Genomic DNA, 15,262 nt, shown 5'->3' with positions numbered 1-15,262 from the left:
TTTTCCTTAATAATTAAACTTTCAGTAGAATATCCCTTCGTATCAGTTTCTATTTTCTCTATATTTTTCATTTTTTTGCGCTTATAAACATAGAAAAATAGAAAAATTAAACCTACTGTGAAAACAATAGTCCCAATAAGAGTCATGTCAACAGGAATCTGTCCTCCAACATCCTCCCATTCAGTTGGAATAACTGTATCCTCTTGAGTACCTTGGCTGTTGTTAAATTGCTCCATTTTTTCCGACCAATTTACTCCCTCTGCCCACTTGAAAAACGGAGAGGAAATAAACGCAATCGCTGTTACCCCTATTTGTAAAAATGAGAAAAATAGTTTTTCATACAGCTTCATCCCCGCAGAAATAATAAGCCCTGCAAATCCCATCCCTGCTATAAGACCCATTAAGGGAAGAAAAAAATGCTTTTTATTGTTTATTTCAGATTCTACAGCTAGCCAACGCCTAATAAAACCACCGAGCGTAATAAATATTAACTGGGCAATCATAATGGCCCCGATGACTTTCATATATATATCGGATGAAAGTCCTGTAAAAAAGATTAGAAAAATTCCCGTTACAATGGTAAGTATTATCCATAATCCCTCATTTTGCTTGTCAAACTCATTATGATGAGATAGCGTTCTCCAAAAAACAAAAAAAACAATAAGTAAATTACCAAAGAGGGGGAACCCAAGCCATCCTCCAGCAAAAATGAGAATTGGAGCTAGAAGGATAAAAAATATTAGTTTAGCCTTATCACTATACTTTAGAAGTAATATCGTAAAGAAGAAACACCCCAAAACCATTAATGAAAAATAGGAGAACAGCGGAATCTCCTTTTTATGTAATGAGTAAGGAACAAAAAGGACAAAGGCACCAAAAATAATTTCGATGCAAAGCAAATACATGATATTCCAGCACTTTCTTTTCAATTTCCTATCACGTCCTTCATAGGGAATTGTATTGGCAAAAGAATCGCTTCCAAGTCTTTTTCTAATGTAAGCTCTAAAACAGATGTTCCTTTTTGCTTAAATAGGCGAAGAAGCTCATCAGATTGTGTTGATCTATGACCTCCGTGTATGAAAAAAGGCTGATTTGTTAGATGTCTACTGTAAAAAGACAGCATCTTTTCATACGGATAGGCAGAGGAATACGGATTAACATAGGCTAGTGCTTCAAGTACTTTTTGAAGCTGCTCATTGCCAACTCCTGCTGGTATATAATAAAAAGGAATAGACCCTGCAACTCGGATATTGATGCATAAAGAAAAGGGAATTTGCTGTTTGGCTGAATAATAGGCTAGTTCCGCTGCACTGCTGATAAACTCTTCAATTTGGCTACTTATAGCATGGCCATTTGCAATATTTAGCGATAAGTGCCAACCCGTTTCCGCTACCCGATCATATATTTTCGTTTGGAGTGTTTGCATTCTAGCGCTTGCTTTCCAATGTATTCGATTAAAGCTATCTGAAGATACATATTCCCTAGTTCCCGCGGGGGATAGGAAGTCCTCATACAAGGAAAAGCTGGCAGGGGATTCGCCCGGTCGGACAGAAAGAAACAAACCCTTATTTTTCACAGGAAAAGGCAAAGGATACACAAGAGCCTCAGGCAAAAATAAAAATTTATATTCTAATACCGTTTCACCTAAACCAAAGAAGTGCGGAATTTGCAATTCAATTGTACGAATTTTTGCAACTCCTCTTTTAATTGTTTTAAAAGGAATTTTAACAATCGTTCTCTGATTATAGTTTAATGACATCGGAAGGTTCACTTCATATTTTGTAAGCCGCTTATCTCCAAAACCATCTAAAGGAGCTACCTGATCATCGAAATATACTCTTAATTGCCCCTTCATTATTGGAAGTCCTTTATTTTCAAAAACTAATACCCACTCTCCATTTTCCTGAGGAAAAAACTTGTTTCTCAATTTCAAATTTTCTAGATAAAGCTTCTTTCCCACATGCTTTAAATAAAATGAATTCGCAAAAACAAATAGGAGTAAAAACACTGCTAAGAAAAAAATAAGAAATGATTGGAAATAAAAGCTCGAGAAAATTAAAAATACAGCCAATACTCCTGTAAAACTGAAGAAACTATCCTCTACTGAGTATTTTTTCCACTCCATCGATTAAACTCCTGCCTCAACTGGAACAGGAATTGATTCAACCACTTCTTGTAAAACTTGTTCAGATGTTTTTGTTAATGAAGCTTCAGTAGTTAAATAAATTCTATGGCCTAAAACGTATGGGACCATTTCTTTAATATCATTAGGAACAACAAATGATCTATTATTTAAAAAAGCTTTTCCTTGTGCTGCTTTCATTAAAGCAAGTGTTCCCCTTGGACTTACCCCAAGTTCAATGGAAGGATGCTCTCTTGTTCTTCTGACTATTTGAATAAGATACAGTTCAACCTCCTCATTCATTCTCACAGCCTTTACCCTATTTCGCATTTCTTCTAAGACGGATGGTGTAAAGATTAATTCCAATTCACTTGATTTTTTTTCACCTCTTGCTATATGAATAATCTCTCTTTCTTCGTCCAAACTCGGATAATCCATTGATAATTTAATAAAGAAACGGTCCATTTGAGCAATAGGTAAAGAAAAGGTTCCTTGCTGTGAATCTACTGGATTCTGTGTGGCTATAACCATAAAAGGATCATGAACAGGAAGTGTATGACCGTCAATCGTGACCTGTCCTTCTTCCATGACCTCTAACAAACTTGATTGTGTTCTAGGTGTAGCACGGTTTATTTCATCTGCCAAAACAATATTGGCCATAATTGGACCAGGTCTTAACTCAAATTCCTGTCTCTGCGGATTAAAGAATTGTATTCCTGTTACATCACTTGGGAGTACATCAGGTGTAAATTGGATGCGAGAAAATTTTCCATTCATTATTTTTGAAAATGTTTTAGCTAGCATCGTCTTTCCTGTACCAGGGACACTTTCCATTAAAATATGTCCATTAAATAGTAATGAAATGGCAAGAAGTTCTACCTCTTTATCTTTGCCGACTATTACTTTACTAATCTCAGTTTGAAGCATCTCTAACTCTTTCATTTTACCTCCTAATGGATTGAAATTAATAGTTTTTCCATTATAATTAATATATAGTAATTTCTGTGAATTTGAAAATGAAAAATTAAATTAACTATAAAATTTACACTTTAACTGGAGGTCAATAAATGAGATATAAACGTGAAGAAGCTTTTCGCTTTCAGTTTAGAACACCACTCGAAGCCTCTGTAAAAATTATTAAAGAAAATGGAAGCTATGTAGCAGCAAATGTCGAAACTGCTGAAATTATGGATGTCAGTCCACATGGGGTAAAATTTAAAACGCCACTGAATCTGCTTATTCCTGAAAATCAATATTTAATAGAAGTCGTCTTCGTTATTGAAGGGAAAATGATCCATCAATTAGGCCATCCCGTTTGGAAAAAGGTTGAGGGTAAAAATTTTTCATACGGTTTTAATGCAGTAGAGGACGAACGGACAAAGAAAGAAATTATTCAAGCCCTCAAGGACTTTTCAAGAAAAGTAATAATGGAGCTCAAACAAAAATAAATATAAAAAGGCTGGATTCAACGTTAATATATCGTTGAATCCAGCCTTTTGTTTATATACATTTATTAATTCTATTCTTTATTATCTTTTAAATTTATTAAAATATTTAAGACAAATAGCAATACGCCGATGACTGTGATGGTAGCGCCAATGGCTGTTCCTGGAGTAAATGCTTCGTTTTGGGTTGTGATTAAAATCGCTAGTGCAATCATCATAATAGGCAAGCCGATATTATGCAGCCAAAAATGCCATTTTGCTAACTTAGAAGCTGCGAGCTTTGGAAATAAATAATAAAGTATGCCTGCTAACGTTAGCGCAGTCCATCCAAGCAGATTAATGTGTACATGAACCGGTGTTAGGACATAAGAATGAGAGGTTGACATATAATATCCGATTAAAACACCTACTGCAAAGTAAATGGCTGAAATTTTTATAAGCCTAATCCCCACTTTAAATACCCCCTTCCATCAAATGTCATATAGATGTTAAAGAATATGTGCATAAATCCTTCTTTAGACTATTTGACTTAAATAATTTTTTCTTTACATCAAAAAAGAAGACACCGCTCATAGAACTTAGAACGATGTCTTCTTTTTACCTACGTATCATTAGAAAATTTAAACCTTTTTTAGTAAAAATCAGCGGGTAAATTATCTTTTAATATTTATATGATTGTCCGCCATCAATTGGAATAACGGTTGCATTGATGAAATTAGCTTGATCTGATAGCAGGAATGCCACTAAATATCCCACTTCTTCTGGTTTACCGAAACGTTTCATTGGATTTGGCTCAACAAATTGTTTCCCTACTTCTTCCCAGTTTTCTGGATCCATTTGTTTTAATGAACCTTCGACCATCGGTGTCATGATTGCCCCTGGTGCAATGGCTTTAATACTGATCCCGTATTGACCGTATTCAATTCCAGAGTTTCTTGTTAATCCGACCACGCCGTGTTTACTAGCTGCATAACCAGATTGGTTTCCTACTCCACGAATACCACCAACAGAAGCAGTATTAACGATAGAGCCAAAACCTTGTTCTCTCATAACTTTCAATACATGTTTCATTCCGTAAAAAACACCATTTAAGTTGATATTCACTACTTTTTGGAACTCATCAATGCCAAAATCCTCAGTTAGGTTTTGTTTTCCTTCGATCCCTGCGTTGTTGAAGAAGCCATCGATTTTCCCAAATTTCTCAACGGTTTCATTTACATAGTTTTCAACTGCTGTTTCATCTGCCACATTTGCAGTAATAAGCAATACTTCTGCGTTTGGCGCAACTTCTAACACTTTCCCTTTTGTTTCTTCTAATGAAGCAGCGTTTAAATCAACGAGTGAAAGTTTTGCTCCTTCTTTAGCTACTTGTAAAGCGGAAGCTTGTCCTAAACCAGATCCTGCACCTGTAATTAATACCACTTTCCCATCAAAACGATTGCTCATGAAAAATTTCCCCCTTTATTATCATAACGAAAATCATTATATCCCCTTGAATTATATTGAATTAAAACATCTCTAATTAAGTATATATAGCAATGTAAAGTCATTTTTTCCTGTTTAGTTCCAGATGGTACAAATAATTTCCACAAAGCTAGTATCCACAAAGAACTATTGCCTGTTTCAAACTTGAAGTAAAAGATCCTACCCCATAATTGATTATTGAGCCGTATATCCGCCATCAACGATTAAACTATTACCAGTCATGAATGAAGAATCATCGGAAGCCATGAATAATACTGCTTTTGCCATTTCTTCCGCTTGACCAAGGCGTTTCATCGGTGTGGCTGCAGATAGAACTTGCTTGCTTTCTTCTGGAATAATAGGTGTATCAATAAAACCAGGGCATAATGCGTTAATACGAATATTTTGTTCTGCATATTCAAGCGCAAGTGAACGAGTTAAGTTTATCACGCCACCTTTTGCTGCGTTATAGGCTGCTGAACCAGGTGATCCAACCCAACCGTACATAGATGCCGTATTCACAATCGTGCCGCCACCTGTTTTTAACATTTCACGGATAGATTCACGTGCTACTAAGAAGACTCCATCTAAATCAACATTTACAGTATTACGCCATTCTGAGTACTCTAATTCATGTGAAGGATGAACACGGCCGATCCCCGCATTGTTGAAGACTACATCTACTTTGCCAAACGTTTCAACTGTTTGTTTAAAGATATTTGCTACTTCTTCTTCACTCGTAATATTTGCTTTAATAAAAAGAGCTTCAGCGTTAAGCGCTTTCAATTCTACTTCAAAAGCTTTCCCTTTTTCCTCATTTAAATCAACAAGCACCACTTTAGCCCCTTCTGAAACAAATAAACGTGCTGTTGCTGCTCCAATTCCAGATGCTCCACCTGTAATGACAGCTACTTTGTCTTGCAGTTTCCCCATTCTAAATTCCCCCCATGATTATAGTTCCCATACTACATACTCGTGAAAAATGCTAGCCAGATTTAATATCTGTGCTATTTTGTTCACAATTAAATTTTACTACTTTGTACACATTTAACAATCATTAAGATATCATTAAGTGTCTACTAATTAGACACTTATGATAAATCTGTCTATTTTCAGGGAGGTATCATCATGAATAACGAACAAAATACGACATCCGGGCGACAAAATCGGACAAAAGAACATTTAAAGCAAGCAATGATTGAACTCATAAAAGAAAAGGGTTACCATTCCGTTTCTGTAAAAAATATTGTTGATTTTGCCGCTTATAATCGCAGTACCTTTTATGTCCATTACTTAGATAAAATTGAAATAGCTGAAGATTTACTTATTTCTATGCTACAAGGGTTAGAAGATTCAGTTGGCAAACCATATGTAACAGGTCAGAAAGTATATACGGCCAAGCTAAATGAACCATCTTTTAATATCGTTTCTTATATTTATAAAAACCAGCATTTTTTTGAACTGATTAACTATGATGACACGTTACCGGGACTACATACACGGTTCCCTCAAACGATCTTAAAAATCTATAAAGAACAATTTATTTTCGAAACCATCAACAATATCCCAGTCAATATGGATTATTTTAAACGATATACAGCTTATGGCTTTTACGGACTCATCAAAAATTGGATCCAAAATGGCTTTAAAGAATCCCAAGAAAAATTTATCGAGGAAGTTATTAATCTATCGAAAACACATATTTACTCAGTAAAGTATATCGGAAAATGATTCATAAGTCCCAGGGCCTTATCACGATGTTTTTAATATCGGATCTGCAATTTAAAAAACGGGGCTGCATGGTGTCAGTTCAACTCTGTAACCTAGCTCATACCATATTCGTGGTGCATTTCTCCTCCACTATGTTAAAAAGGATGCTTGAATCAATTCAAGCATCCTTTAATGCCTATTCCTTTTAACTTCTAGCTGTTTCTACGTAACTATACAGCACAGCCCCTCCGCGTTTTGCAATGCCTCTAAAATGCTTAAAATCATCCCTTTTGACAAGTACAATACGCACAGGAAGAAACTCTTCCTTTGTTACATAGTACTCCGATAATTCCCCATTCTTTAACTTCTCGAGTATTTCTTGAATTTGTTCCTCGTTCATATTTCAGCACCCTCATCCTATTATTACATTTATATTATATGAATATTGTTTTGTTTTCCATGGGATCCTCAAACTTCAAATGTGATCTAAATTTATATGGCCAGCAGCCATTACAATGAAAGCGCACTCAATTACACGAGGTAAAATTAGGTAATTTAACGAAATAATAACATATTACTTTACGAAAAATAAAATATAGTGCAAAATGTTATTAATCTCTTAATTCAAATCTTGCAAAAAGGGGCGAGGCTTTTGAAAAAAGCAGAAGTAGGAAATGTAATTGAATTCCGTGATGGATTGCAGGGAATTGTCGAAAAGGTAAACGAAAACTCAGTGATCGTCGATCTTTCTTATATGGGAAATTATCGAGACCTTGATCTAGAACAAAGGACTGTAGTTAATCATAAAAATTATAAAATTGTGAAGGAAACTGTTTTATGAAAACGCATTCCTAGCAATAAATGCGGAAGCGCCTTGCCCACCCTCGACAAGCACAAGACGAGCCTCTCGGAAAGGTGTACTTTTCCTTTCTGGGAGGATTGGCTTGTGACCTCGAGGGGGTAGGCGCTGTAGCTAGACAGTTCTCAAATTCGAGAAAAGTTATACTTTCTTAATATTTAAATAAAAAGCAGCTAACTACTGCTTTTTATTTATTTTTTTGAAATTATATCAATATTATTCCTTCTCCTGGGCGATCTCTTTAAGTGACTTTACTTTACCATGCGGATTCTGATCTTGCTTCCTGACAGTCCAAGCCCGCTCTTTTTCTCGTTTTGATTTTGTCACGATATCCCTCCTTTCTTTCATCTTTAGGTTAAGCATTTTTTACTATTTTATTTTCATTAAAGCAAAAGAAATCATTTGAATACAATTATTGAGCTCTTTTTGCTAAAATAGACTTGTTTGCAGAAAGGAGTTTGGACGTTTGAAAAATATAACTGCAGATTTCCGTCTAATAATCGGGCTTCTTATTGCCCATTTTTTAATGTATTTTACCTTTCAGGATAAAGCTGTTTTCTGGTATATCTTTTCGGCTTCTCTCTTATTTTTAATCAGCTATTCGATATTAAACGAAGAATTGAAGGATGAAGCTCCGTTTTGGCAATATCTCTCGTATGGAATAGGGTCTGGCCTCTTACTATTTGGAGTTTTTTGGGCTGGATTTCATTTGATTGATTTATTTAATCTTCCTTTTATGAAGGACATTTCAAAGCTGTATGGAAGATATTCACCATCGATGCTTTGGCATTATATTGTTCTCATGTTAATTATTATTCCTGGTGAAGAAATTTTTTGGCGCGGTTTCGTTCAAAAGAGAATGTTAAAATACACAAGTATCCCAGCAGCAATCGTTATATCATCTATTCTCTATGCATCCGTTCATTTATACTCAGCACACTGGATATTGGCTTTTGCAGCATTAATTGCCGGACTTTTCTGGGGATGGCTCTACACATGGAAAAAAAGTATGCCTTTATTAATTGTCTCACATTTAATTTTTGATTTATTCCTATTTGTAATACTTCCCTTGAAATAAAAATGTGAAATTCTACTCATTTTCCCAAATATATTTGTATCTTTAAGTGAGAAAATGATATTGTAGGAATAATTATGTAACTCCTATTTTTACTTTTCGTCTAAATAATTACATCAGCTTTTTAGCAATTACAGGGGGGAATTACAGTGAAGTATTTAAAAAAATGGATGTTTGTTTTTGGATTAGTAGGACTCATTCTTTCAGGGTGTGGAACAACTGACAATAATGAAAATCAAGCGAATGGATCCAATCAAACTCAAAATGAAGAGATAAATAAGGAAAGACAGGAAAATCAAAATACGGAAGATGGACAAGGTACTGTAGAACCGAATAATGACGAACAAACGAAAGAAGATGATGGGGTTGTTCGTATTCCGGAACAAAACCTCCAATATACTGTAAATGGCGAAGCTAAGGAAGAAACAGCTTTTCTTAAATCAAGTGATAATCAGCCTTATTCTATGTATGTCTTGCCTGAATTTGATTTAACAGCTGAAGAACCTCAAAAGGATGTTCTTTTTCTAACTGAAAATGATCATGTCTTTATGCGAATAGAACTTCTTCCTCCTGATGTACAATGGGATATGATGGAAGAAAATACGAAGGCCCAGCTTCAAGCTGTGGACGAAACGATTCAACCCATTGAAGTGCCGAGTACTGATGAGTTTTTTAAAGATTCAATTGCATTGGAAGCATCCAATGGTGACGATGTCGTTACTTCTTATTTAATTAAAAACTCAAATCAGCCTCTTAAATTGACTCTTTTTACAAAGAAAGATTTAAATTATAAAGATGCATTCCTGCAAATGGGTAAAACAATTTTAATAAACAAATAATCATTTTACTGAAAAGACCCTGGAAAATTGACGGGTCTTTTCTTTATCTTGCCTCATTAAAAGGCTTCATCCACAATAACACGATAAAAATAATACTTATATATCCGAAGACCGGATATACATATGATAATAAAGTGCCATATTTTATTAAACTGATAAAATAACAAATAGTAAAAATAATACAAACCGTAACTACACTGGGAATGGATATGTACTTCCTTAGCTGACGCTCAATGCCAAATACATTCCCAATGACTGAGGTGAAAATTTCCCCATAAATAATAAGTACATAAATCCCAAAAAATGAAGTGGCAAAGGTTTTCATGATTACTGCCATAGGAATATCGTAAGATTCGAGCTGAGGCAGCATAACTAATGTCAAATGACTTGAAATGAGGATAATGGTCAATGCCCCTCCACCAAGTATTCCACCCCATTTAATGGTTTTGTCATTTTTAATTTCAGTCGCAATTGGAACTAAAACAGCCTGTGCTAATCCTAAATTCAATGCAGCATATGAAAATGGAGCAACTACTGCTTTCCACCCATCTTCTGCAAAAGGAATATACAAAATTTGCTCCGTAAAATTAGGAAGTCTCATTGAAAGAAACATTAACAAAAAACTAAAACCTATCATCATCGGAACAACAAATGAATTAACAGCAAATATACCTTTCGTACCTAAAACCATTACTGCAATGGAAAGGCCAATCGTTACAAATATCCCTGTATACTTCGACAATCCCATTTGTTCTTCAAATACTGCTCCTGCACCAGATAGCATGACTGCACATACCCCGAGCAACATAAAAAGCATCAATATATTAATGGCCGATCCAAAGAATTTACCAAATAAATATTCGTTCAATTCTTCATAGGAAGTTGCTTGAATACGTGCTGCTATCCTCATTAATTTTGATCCTAAAAAAATAAATATGTAGCCACTCATTAAAATTGAAACTAATCCAATAAAACCAAAACGGGAAAAGAACTCAACAATTTCCCTCCCTGTTGCAAAGCCTGCTCCAACAACAGTCCCTACATACACGGCAGCTATTTGAAAGGCTGCACTCCAGTTCGTCTTCACAAGATCTCCTCCTTCTCTTCAATATATGAGCCTGAGGACAAACTAAGACGAGCATTCTAAGTATATTATTTAAGTTTCCATTAAATTACTAAACCAAATTCGAGATGTTCCACTTGAAAGTCAAAGAAGGTCAAAGTATAATAAAGCCAAAGGTCAAATATAGTCAAAGTCAAATATTAAACTAGGGGGTATTCCATATGCTTTGTCAAAAATGTCGTGAGAAAGAAGCAAATGTACAATTTAAAGTAAATGTTAACGGAAATGAAACAAACTTAATTCTCTGCCAAAGCTGCTACCAGGATGAAAAAGCAAAGATTGGTTCCTCCTTCGGCCCATCTTTTAGCGGATTTTCTGGCTTTAATCAGCTGCCGTTTGATGAGCTGTTCAAAAACATAAATTCAGCTCAAAATCAAAAACACTCATCTGCACAAAAAGATGTAAGGGAGCCTAGTCGTAACGGTTTTATTGATCAATACGGCAGAAACCTAACACAGATAGCTAAAGCGGGACTTATTGATCCGGTGATTGGAAGAGATGAAGAAGTTAACCGTGTTATTGAAATTTTAAACAGAAGAAATAAAAATAACCCCGTTTTAATTGGTGAACCTGGGGTAGGAAAAACTGCCATTGCTGAAGGCTTGGCTACAATGATATCCGAAGGAAAGGTTCCAAAAAAACTTCTAAATAAGGAAGTTTACTTGCTGGATGTTGCTTCACTAGTTGCTAATACCGGCATTAGGGGACAATTCGAAGAAAGAATGAAGCAGATTATTAATGAATTGCAGGAAAGGAAAAATATAATCCTCTTTATTGATGAAATTCATTTACTAGTTGGCGCCGGTTCAGCTGAAGGCTCCATGGATGCAGGAAATATTCTAAAACCCGCACTTGCGAGAGGCGAACTACAATTAGTCGGTGCAACCACATTAAAGGAATACCGTCAGATCGAAAAGGATCCTGCTCTTGAGCGCCGTTTTCAACCGGTATATGTGCTAGAGCCAACAGCTGAAGAAGCTATGGAAATTCTTAATGGACTTAAATCAAAGTATGAAGATTACCATGAAGTTTCATATTCAGAAGAAGCTTTGAAAGCTTGTATTTCATTATCTAGCCGATATATTCAAGATCGCTTTCTACCAGATAAAGCAATTGATTTAATGGATGAAGCCGGTTCGAAAATCAATTTGAATTCAAACTTTACTCCTTTCGAGCAAATCGAAAAACGGCTAAAGGAAATTGGTAGACAAAAGGAAAAGGCTTTACAGGAAGAGAATTATGAGGCAGCTGCAAAGCTTCGAGATGAAGAAGTGATGCTGGAAAAAACATTAAACACAAATAACCATGAATCGCGCCCTATTGTTGAAATCCATCATATTCAAGAAATCATTGAGAAGAAAACAGGTATTCCAGTCGGAAAGTTAATGGAAGATGAACAAGTATTGATGAAAAACTTGGAATCAAACCTCTCCAAAAAAGTAATCGGTCAAGTGGAAGCTGTTCAAAAAGCAGCAAAGGCAATTCGCAGAAGCCGTGCTGGACTTAAAGCTAAAAACCGTCCAATAGGTTCCTTCTTATTTGTTGGACCAACAGGTGTCGGGAAGACTGAATTAACGAAAACACTCGCTGAGGAACTGTTTGGTTCTAAAGAGGCAATGATTCGCCTTGATATGAGTGAATATATGGAGAAGCATAGTATTTCGAAAATTATCGGATCACCTCCAGGTTATATCGGTCATGATGAGGCTGGACAATTAACAGAAAAAGTACGCCGAAATCCGTACAGCATTATCCTGCTTGATGAAATTGAAAAGGCACATCCTGATGTTCAGCATTTATTCCTCCAAATTCTTGAGGATGGACGTTTAACTGATAGTCAGGGACGCACCGTAAGCTTTAAGGATTCTGTCATTATTATGACAAGTAATGCTGGTGTACAGCACAGGGAGATTCACGTTGGGTTTGGTACGAATGAAGCGATGAAGGAAGCAAGTATTTTGGATACTCTTGGTCAGTTCTTTAAACCAGAATTCCTCAATCGTTTTGATAACATTATTGAGTTTAAGTCGCTTGAAAAAGAGCATTTGCTAGACATTGTTGAAATTATGCTCAAAGAATTAAATCATAATTTAAGTGAACAAAACATTCAGCTTACAGTTTCCGATGATGCTAAATCAAAGCTTGCCGAGCTTGGCAATAATCCCGCTTTCGGAGCTCGTCCTCTAAGAAGAGTTATTCAGGATCAACTTGAAGATAAGCTAGCTGATTTCATCATTGATCAGCCTGGTGAACATCAATTACAGGCAGTATTAGAAAATGATGAAATTATCATTAAAATGAAGGAATAGTTACAGCAAAAGGCCGGTTATTTCCCGGCCTTTTGTCATTCTCTCGAACTATTATAAGCTCTTATCATCAATTGAATTTAACCAGCTTTCAATTTCTCCAACAACAGATTCCACACAGCCACCTTCGAATGGTGAAGTGAGATTTGCCTCTGATACTAAACTAGTAAAGGCTTGGCTGCCTCCAAGACTGCATAGATGTAAATAATCCTTCCAAGCTCCTTCATGGTCTTCCCTGGATCGTTTCCAGAACTGGAATGCACAAATTTGTGCAAGTGTATAATCAATATAGTAAAACGGTGAATTATAAATATGTGCCTGTCGTTGCCAAAAGCCGCCATTTTCTAAATACTCATTGCCATCGTAATCTTTATGCGGCATATATTTCTTCTCAATTTCTCTCCAAGCTTGCTTTCTCTCTTTTGGAGATGCAGTATTGTTTTCGTATACCCAATGCTGAAACTCATCTACAGCCACACCATAAGGAAGAAATAATAAAGCACTGCTCAAGTGGGCAAATTTATATTTATCGGTATCCTCTTTAAAGAATTTATCCATCCATGGCCATGTAAAGAATTCCATACTCATGGAATGAATTTCACATGCTTCATATGTCGGCCAATAATATTCCGGAATTTCATATTTTCCGCTCGAATAAACTTGGAATGCATGACCTGCCTCATGTGTAAGTACATCAATATCGCCTGAAGTCCCATTGAAATTCGAGAAAATAAATGGAGCCTTGTAATTCTCAATAAATGTGCAATATCCGCCCCCTGCTTTTCCCTTTTTTGCAACAAGATCCATCAAGTTCTCTTTTCTCAAATATGAGAAAAACTCCCCTGTTTCTTTTGAAAGCTCATCATACATCGCTTGACCATTTTCGATAATCCATTCTGGACTCCCTTTTGGTGCTGCATTACCTGTTTTAAAGTTAAAGCCCTCATCATAATACTTCAATTGATCAACACCAATTCGTTCTCTTTGGCGTTCCTTCAATTTTGTTGCAATTGGAACGATAAATTCCTTAACTTGATCGCGAAACTTAGCAACCATCTCAGCATTATAATCCGTTCTTTGCATTCGTAAATAAGCTAACTCTACAAAATTATTATATCCAAGCTTGTGGGCAATTTCTGTTCTAACCTTTACTAATTCATCAAAAATACGATCAAGCTCTTCCTCATTATCTGCTAAGAAACCGAAGCGAGCTTCACTTGCTGTTTTTCGGACATTACGGTCAATAGACTGTGTAAATGGTTCCATTTGTGCAAGAGTGCGCTCTTCTCCATCAAAATCAATCTTTGCAGAGGCGATTAATTTTGTGTAGTCGGAAGATAGTTTATTTTCCTTTTGCAGCAATGGAACAATTTCTGGAGAAAATACTTTTAATTGAGCTTCAGCTAATGCAAAAAGCTGAGACCCAAACTTCTCTTCTAATTCATTGCGGAAATCAGATTTGACTAGAGCTTCGTAGTATTTAGTTACAAAACCCTCCACTTCTGGTTGAATTTCATCCATATAGTCCTGCTCCGCTTTATAGAACTCATCATTTGTATCAACAGAATGGCGAATATAACAAAGGTTAAACATAGTTCCTATGTCATTGCGTAATTCATTAATTTTCTTCATTGCCAAAATTTGCTCTTCAGCCGACATTGCCTGATTAAAAATTGCTAATGCATCATCAAATTTCTTGCTCAATTCCGTTAAATTTGGACGGGTATATGTATAATTTTCAAAACTCAATTCAAATGCCCCCTTATTTCCTCTGTTATCAAAACCATTATTATAATTCTACATATATGAATGAATCCCTCTATTTAGAAAAGAAAAAAACGATCCTTTTGGACCGTTTTACATTTTTCCGATTGATAGTCCGAGCCTTTTCAACAAGCTAATCGCTGTATCCTTTTCTTCCTCAGAAAGTTCGGACATTAAAGCATGTATATGCTTTTCATGGTCTGGAAAAATCCCCTCAATAAAGGACTTGCCCTTCTCCGTAATTTGCCCATACGTAACTCGTCTGTCTTTCGCACATGCGGCCCTTCTTAAATACCCCTTTTGCTCAAGCTTATCCACAACATACGTAATACTTCCACTTGCTAAAAGAATCTTTCCTCCTATTTGCTGCAGAGGCTGATCTCCTTTATGATAAAGTAGCTCCAAGACGGCAAATTCTGTTGGGTTTAGACCGTATGTTTGAATTAGTTTATTTACATTTTCACTGAGTGAGCGGTAGGCTCTTGAAAGTACGATAAATAATTTCAATGATTGTTCACTTTGTTCAGTACTCACTTTAATCCAATCCTTTATAAT

The 15,262-nt window shown here is 35.8% G+C and carries 17 protein-coding genes; 6 read left to right on the top strand and 11 right to left on the bottom strand.

Annotated features, from left to right (window positions below; translation table 11 throughout):
- From V7127_RS01235 to V7127_RS01225, 3 genes are all read right to left on the bottom strand, one after another.
- Window positions 1-929: hypothetical protein (locus V7127_RS01235; protein ID WP_335482947.1), on the bottom strand; the 929-nt coding region annotated here is incomplete at its 3' end.
- Window positions 926-2,125 carry a DUF58 domain-containing protein gene (locus V7127_RS01230; protein WP_335345360.1) on the bottom strand — a complete coding sequence of 400 codons (1,200 nt, stop codon included), beginning with the start codon at window positions 2,123-2,125 and terminating at the stop codon, window positions 926-928. The genes V7127_RS01235 and V7127_RS01230, both read right to left, overlap by 4 nt.
- Window positions 2,126-2,128: 3 nt before the next feature.
- Window positions 2,129-3,064 (bottom strand): AAA family ATPase, encoded by a 936-nt coding sequence (locus tag V7127_RS01225; protein WP_335345359.1) that lies wholly within the window; start codon window positions 3,062-3,064, stop codon window positions 2,129-2,131.
- Between the two features lie 125 nt (window positions 3,065-3,189).
- Between V7127_RS01225 and V7127_RS01220 the strand changes: the two genes are divergently transcribed.
- Window positions 3,190-3,570 carry a PilZ domain-containing protein gene (locus tag V7127_RS01220; protein ID WP_335482945.1) on the top strand — a complete coding sequence of 127 codons (381 nt, stop codon included), beginning with the start codon at window positions 3,190-3,192 and terminating at the stop codon, window positions 3,568-3,570.
- Between the two features lie 71 nt (window positions 3,571-3,641).
- Here V7127_RS01220 and V7127_RS01215 read toward each other — a convergent pair whose 3' ends face one another.
- From V7127_RS01215 to V7127_RS01205, 3 genes are all read right to left on the bottom strand, one after another.
- Window positions 3,642-4,019, bottom strand: coding sequence for a cbb3-type cytochrome c oxidase subunit I (locus tag V7127_RS01215; RefSeq protein ID WP_335348079.1), 378 nt, complete (start codon window positions 4,017-4,019; stop codon window positions 3,642-3,644).
- Window positions 4,020-4,227: 208 nt separating this feature from the next.
- Window positions 4,228-5,013: an SDR family oxidoreductase gene (locus tag V7127_RS01210; RefSeq protein WP_335348080.1), complete on the bottom strand. Its 786-nt coding sequence runs from the start codon at window positions 5,011-5,013 to the stop codon at window positions 4,228-4,230.
- 213 nt (window positions 5,014-5,226) lie between these two features.
- The gene (locus V7127_RS01205) at window positions 5,227-5,964 is read right to left on the bottom strand and encodes an SDR family NAD(P)-dependent oxidoreductase (RefSeq protein WP_335348081.1); all 738 of its coding nucleotides are present in this window, start codon (window positions 5,962-5,964) and stop codon (window positions 5,227-5,229) included.
- A gap of 195 nt (window positions 5,965-6,159) precedes the next feature.
- On the opposite strand from V7127_RS01205, the gene V7127_RS01200 reads away from it, so the two are divergent.
- Entirely contained in the window at window positions 6,160-6,762 is a 603-nt protein-coding gene (locus V7127_RS01200; protein ID WP_335348082.1) for a TetR/AcrR family transcriptional regulator, read from the top strand.
- 184 nt (window positions 6,763-6,946) lie between these two features.
- Here V7127_RS01200 and V7127_RS01195 read toward each other — a convergent pair whose 3' ends face one another.
- Window positions 6,947-7,141: a hypothetical protein gene (locus V7127_RS01195; protein WP_335348083.1), complete on the bottom strand. Its 195-nt coding sequence runs from the start codon at window positions 7,139-7,141 to the stop codon at window positions 6,947-6,949.
- Window positions 7,142-7,393: 252 nt separating this feature from the next.
- Between V7127_RS01195 and V7127_RS01190 the strand changes: the two genes are divergently transcribed.
- Window positions 7,394-7,582, top strand: a complete 189-nt coding sequence (locus V7127_RS01190; protein ID WP_335348084.1) for a YkvS family protein — start codon at window positions 7,394-7,396, stop codon at window positions 7,580-7,582.
- 234 nt (window positions 7,583-7,816) lie between these two features.
- Here V7127_RS01190 and V7127_RS01185 read toward each other — a convergent pair whose 3' ends face one another.
- Entirely contained in the window at window positions 7,817-7,927 is a 111-nt protein-coding gene (locus V7127_RS01185; protein WP_231734738.1) for a DUF6254 family protein, read from the bottom strand.
- Between the two features lie 139 nt (window positions 7,928-8,066).
- Between V7127_RS01185 and V7127_RS01180 the strand changes: the two genes are divergently transcribed.
- Window positions 8,067-8,678, top strand: coding sequence for a CPBP family intramembrane glutamic endopeptidase (locus tag V7127_RS01180; protein WP_335345742.1), 612 nt, complete (start codon window positions 8,067-8,069; stop codon window positions 8,676-8,678).
- A 146-nt stretch (window positions 8,679-8,824) separates the two neighbouring features.
- Entirely contained in the window at window positions 8,825-9,514 is a 690-nt protein-coding gene (locus tag V7127_RS01175; protein ID WP_335345743.1) for a hypothetical protein, read from the top strand.
- Window positions 9,515-9,557: 43 nt separating this feature from the next.
- Here the strand turns inward: V7127_RS01175 and V7127_RS01170 are convergent, their stop codons facing one another.
- On the bottom strand, window positions 9,558-10,601 hold the full coding sequence (locus V7127_RS01170) for a YkvI family membrane protein (protein WP_335482943.1): 1,044 nt from the start codon (window positions 10,599-10,601) through the stop codon (window positions 9,558-9,560).
- A gap of 197 nt (window positions 10,602-10,798) precedes the next feature.
- On the opposite strand from V7127_RS01170, the gene V7127_RS01165 reads away from it, so the two are divergent.
- On the top strand, window positions 10,799-12,946 hold the full coding sequence (locus V7127_RS01165; protein WP_335345745.1) for an ATP-dependent Clp protease ATP-binding subunit: 2,148 nt from the start codon (window positions 10,799-10,801) through the stop codon (window positions 12,944-12,946).
- Window positions 12,947-12,997: 51 nt separating this feature from the next.
- On the opposite strand, the gene V7127_RS01160 is transcribed toward V7127_RS01165, so the two are convergent.
- Window positions 12,998-14,692 (bottom strand): M3 family oligoendopeptidase, encoded by a 1,695-nt coding sequence (locus V7127_RS01160; RefSeq protein WP_335345746.1) that lies wholly within the window; start codon window positions 14,690-14,692, stop codon window positions 12,998-13,000.
- 108 nt (window positions 14,693-14,800) lie between these two features.
- Complete coding sequence (locus tag V7127_RS01155; RefSeq protein WP_438823953.1) at window positions 14,801-15,262, bottom strand: MarR family winged helix-turn-helix transcriptional regulator; 462 nt, start codon at window positions 15,260-15,262, stop codon at window positions 14,801-14,803.

It is taken from the genome of Bacillus sp. JJ1773, from assembly GCF_036962035.1.
Taxonomy (GTDB): Bacteria; Bacillota; Bacilli; order Bacillales; family Cytobacillaceae; genus Cytobacillus.
Note: the sequence above shows the minus strand (reverse complement) of the source record. Positions and strands in the feature narration are given on the sequence as shown.

Excerpts from the sequence above, each read along its gene's own strand:
- V7127_RS01230 (WP_335345360.1), bottom strand. The coding sequence starts at position 2,125 with ATGGAGTGGAAAAAATACTCAGTAGAGGATAGTTTCTTCAGTTTTACA.
- V7127_RS01225 (WP_335345359.1), bottom strand. The coding sequence starts at position 3,064 with ATGAAAGAGTTAGAGATGCTTCAAACTGAGATTAGTAAAGTAATAGTC.
- V7127_RS01220 (WP_335482945.1), top strand. The coding sequence starts at position 3,190 with ATGAGATATAAACGTGAAGAAGCTTTTCGCTTTCAGTTTAGAACACCA.
- V7127_RS01210 (WP_335348080.1), bottom strand. The coding sequence starts at position 5,013 with ATGAGCAATCGTTTTGATGGGAAAGTGGTATTAATTACAGGTGCAGGA.
- V7127_RS01205 (WP_335348081.1), bottom strand. The coding sequence starts at position 5,964 with ATGGGGAAACTGCAAGACAAAGTAGCTGTCATTACAGGTGGAGCATCT.
- V7127_RS01200 (WP_335348082.1), top strand. The coding sequence starts at position 6,160 with ATGAATAACGAACAAAATACGACATCCGGGCGACAAAATCGGACAAAA.
- V7127_RS01195 (WP_335348083.1), bottom strand. The coding sequence starts at position 7,141 with ATGAACGAGGAACAAATTCAAGAAATACTCGAGAAGTTAAAGAATGGG.
- V7127_RS01165 (WP_335345745.1), top strand. The coding sequence starts at position 10,799 with ATGCTTTGTCAAAAATGTCGTGAGAAAGAAGCAAATGTACAATTTAAA.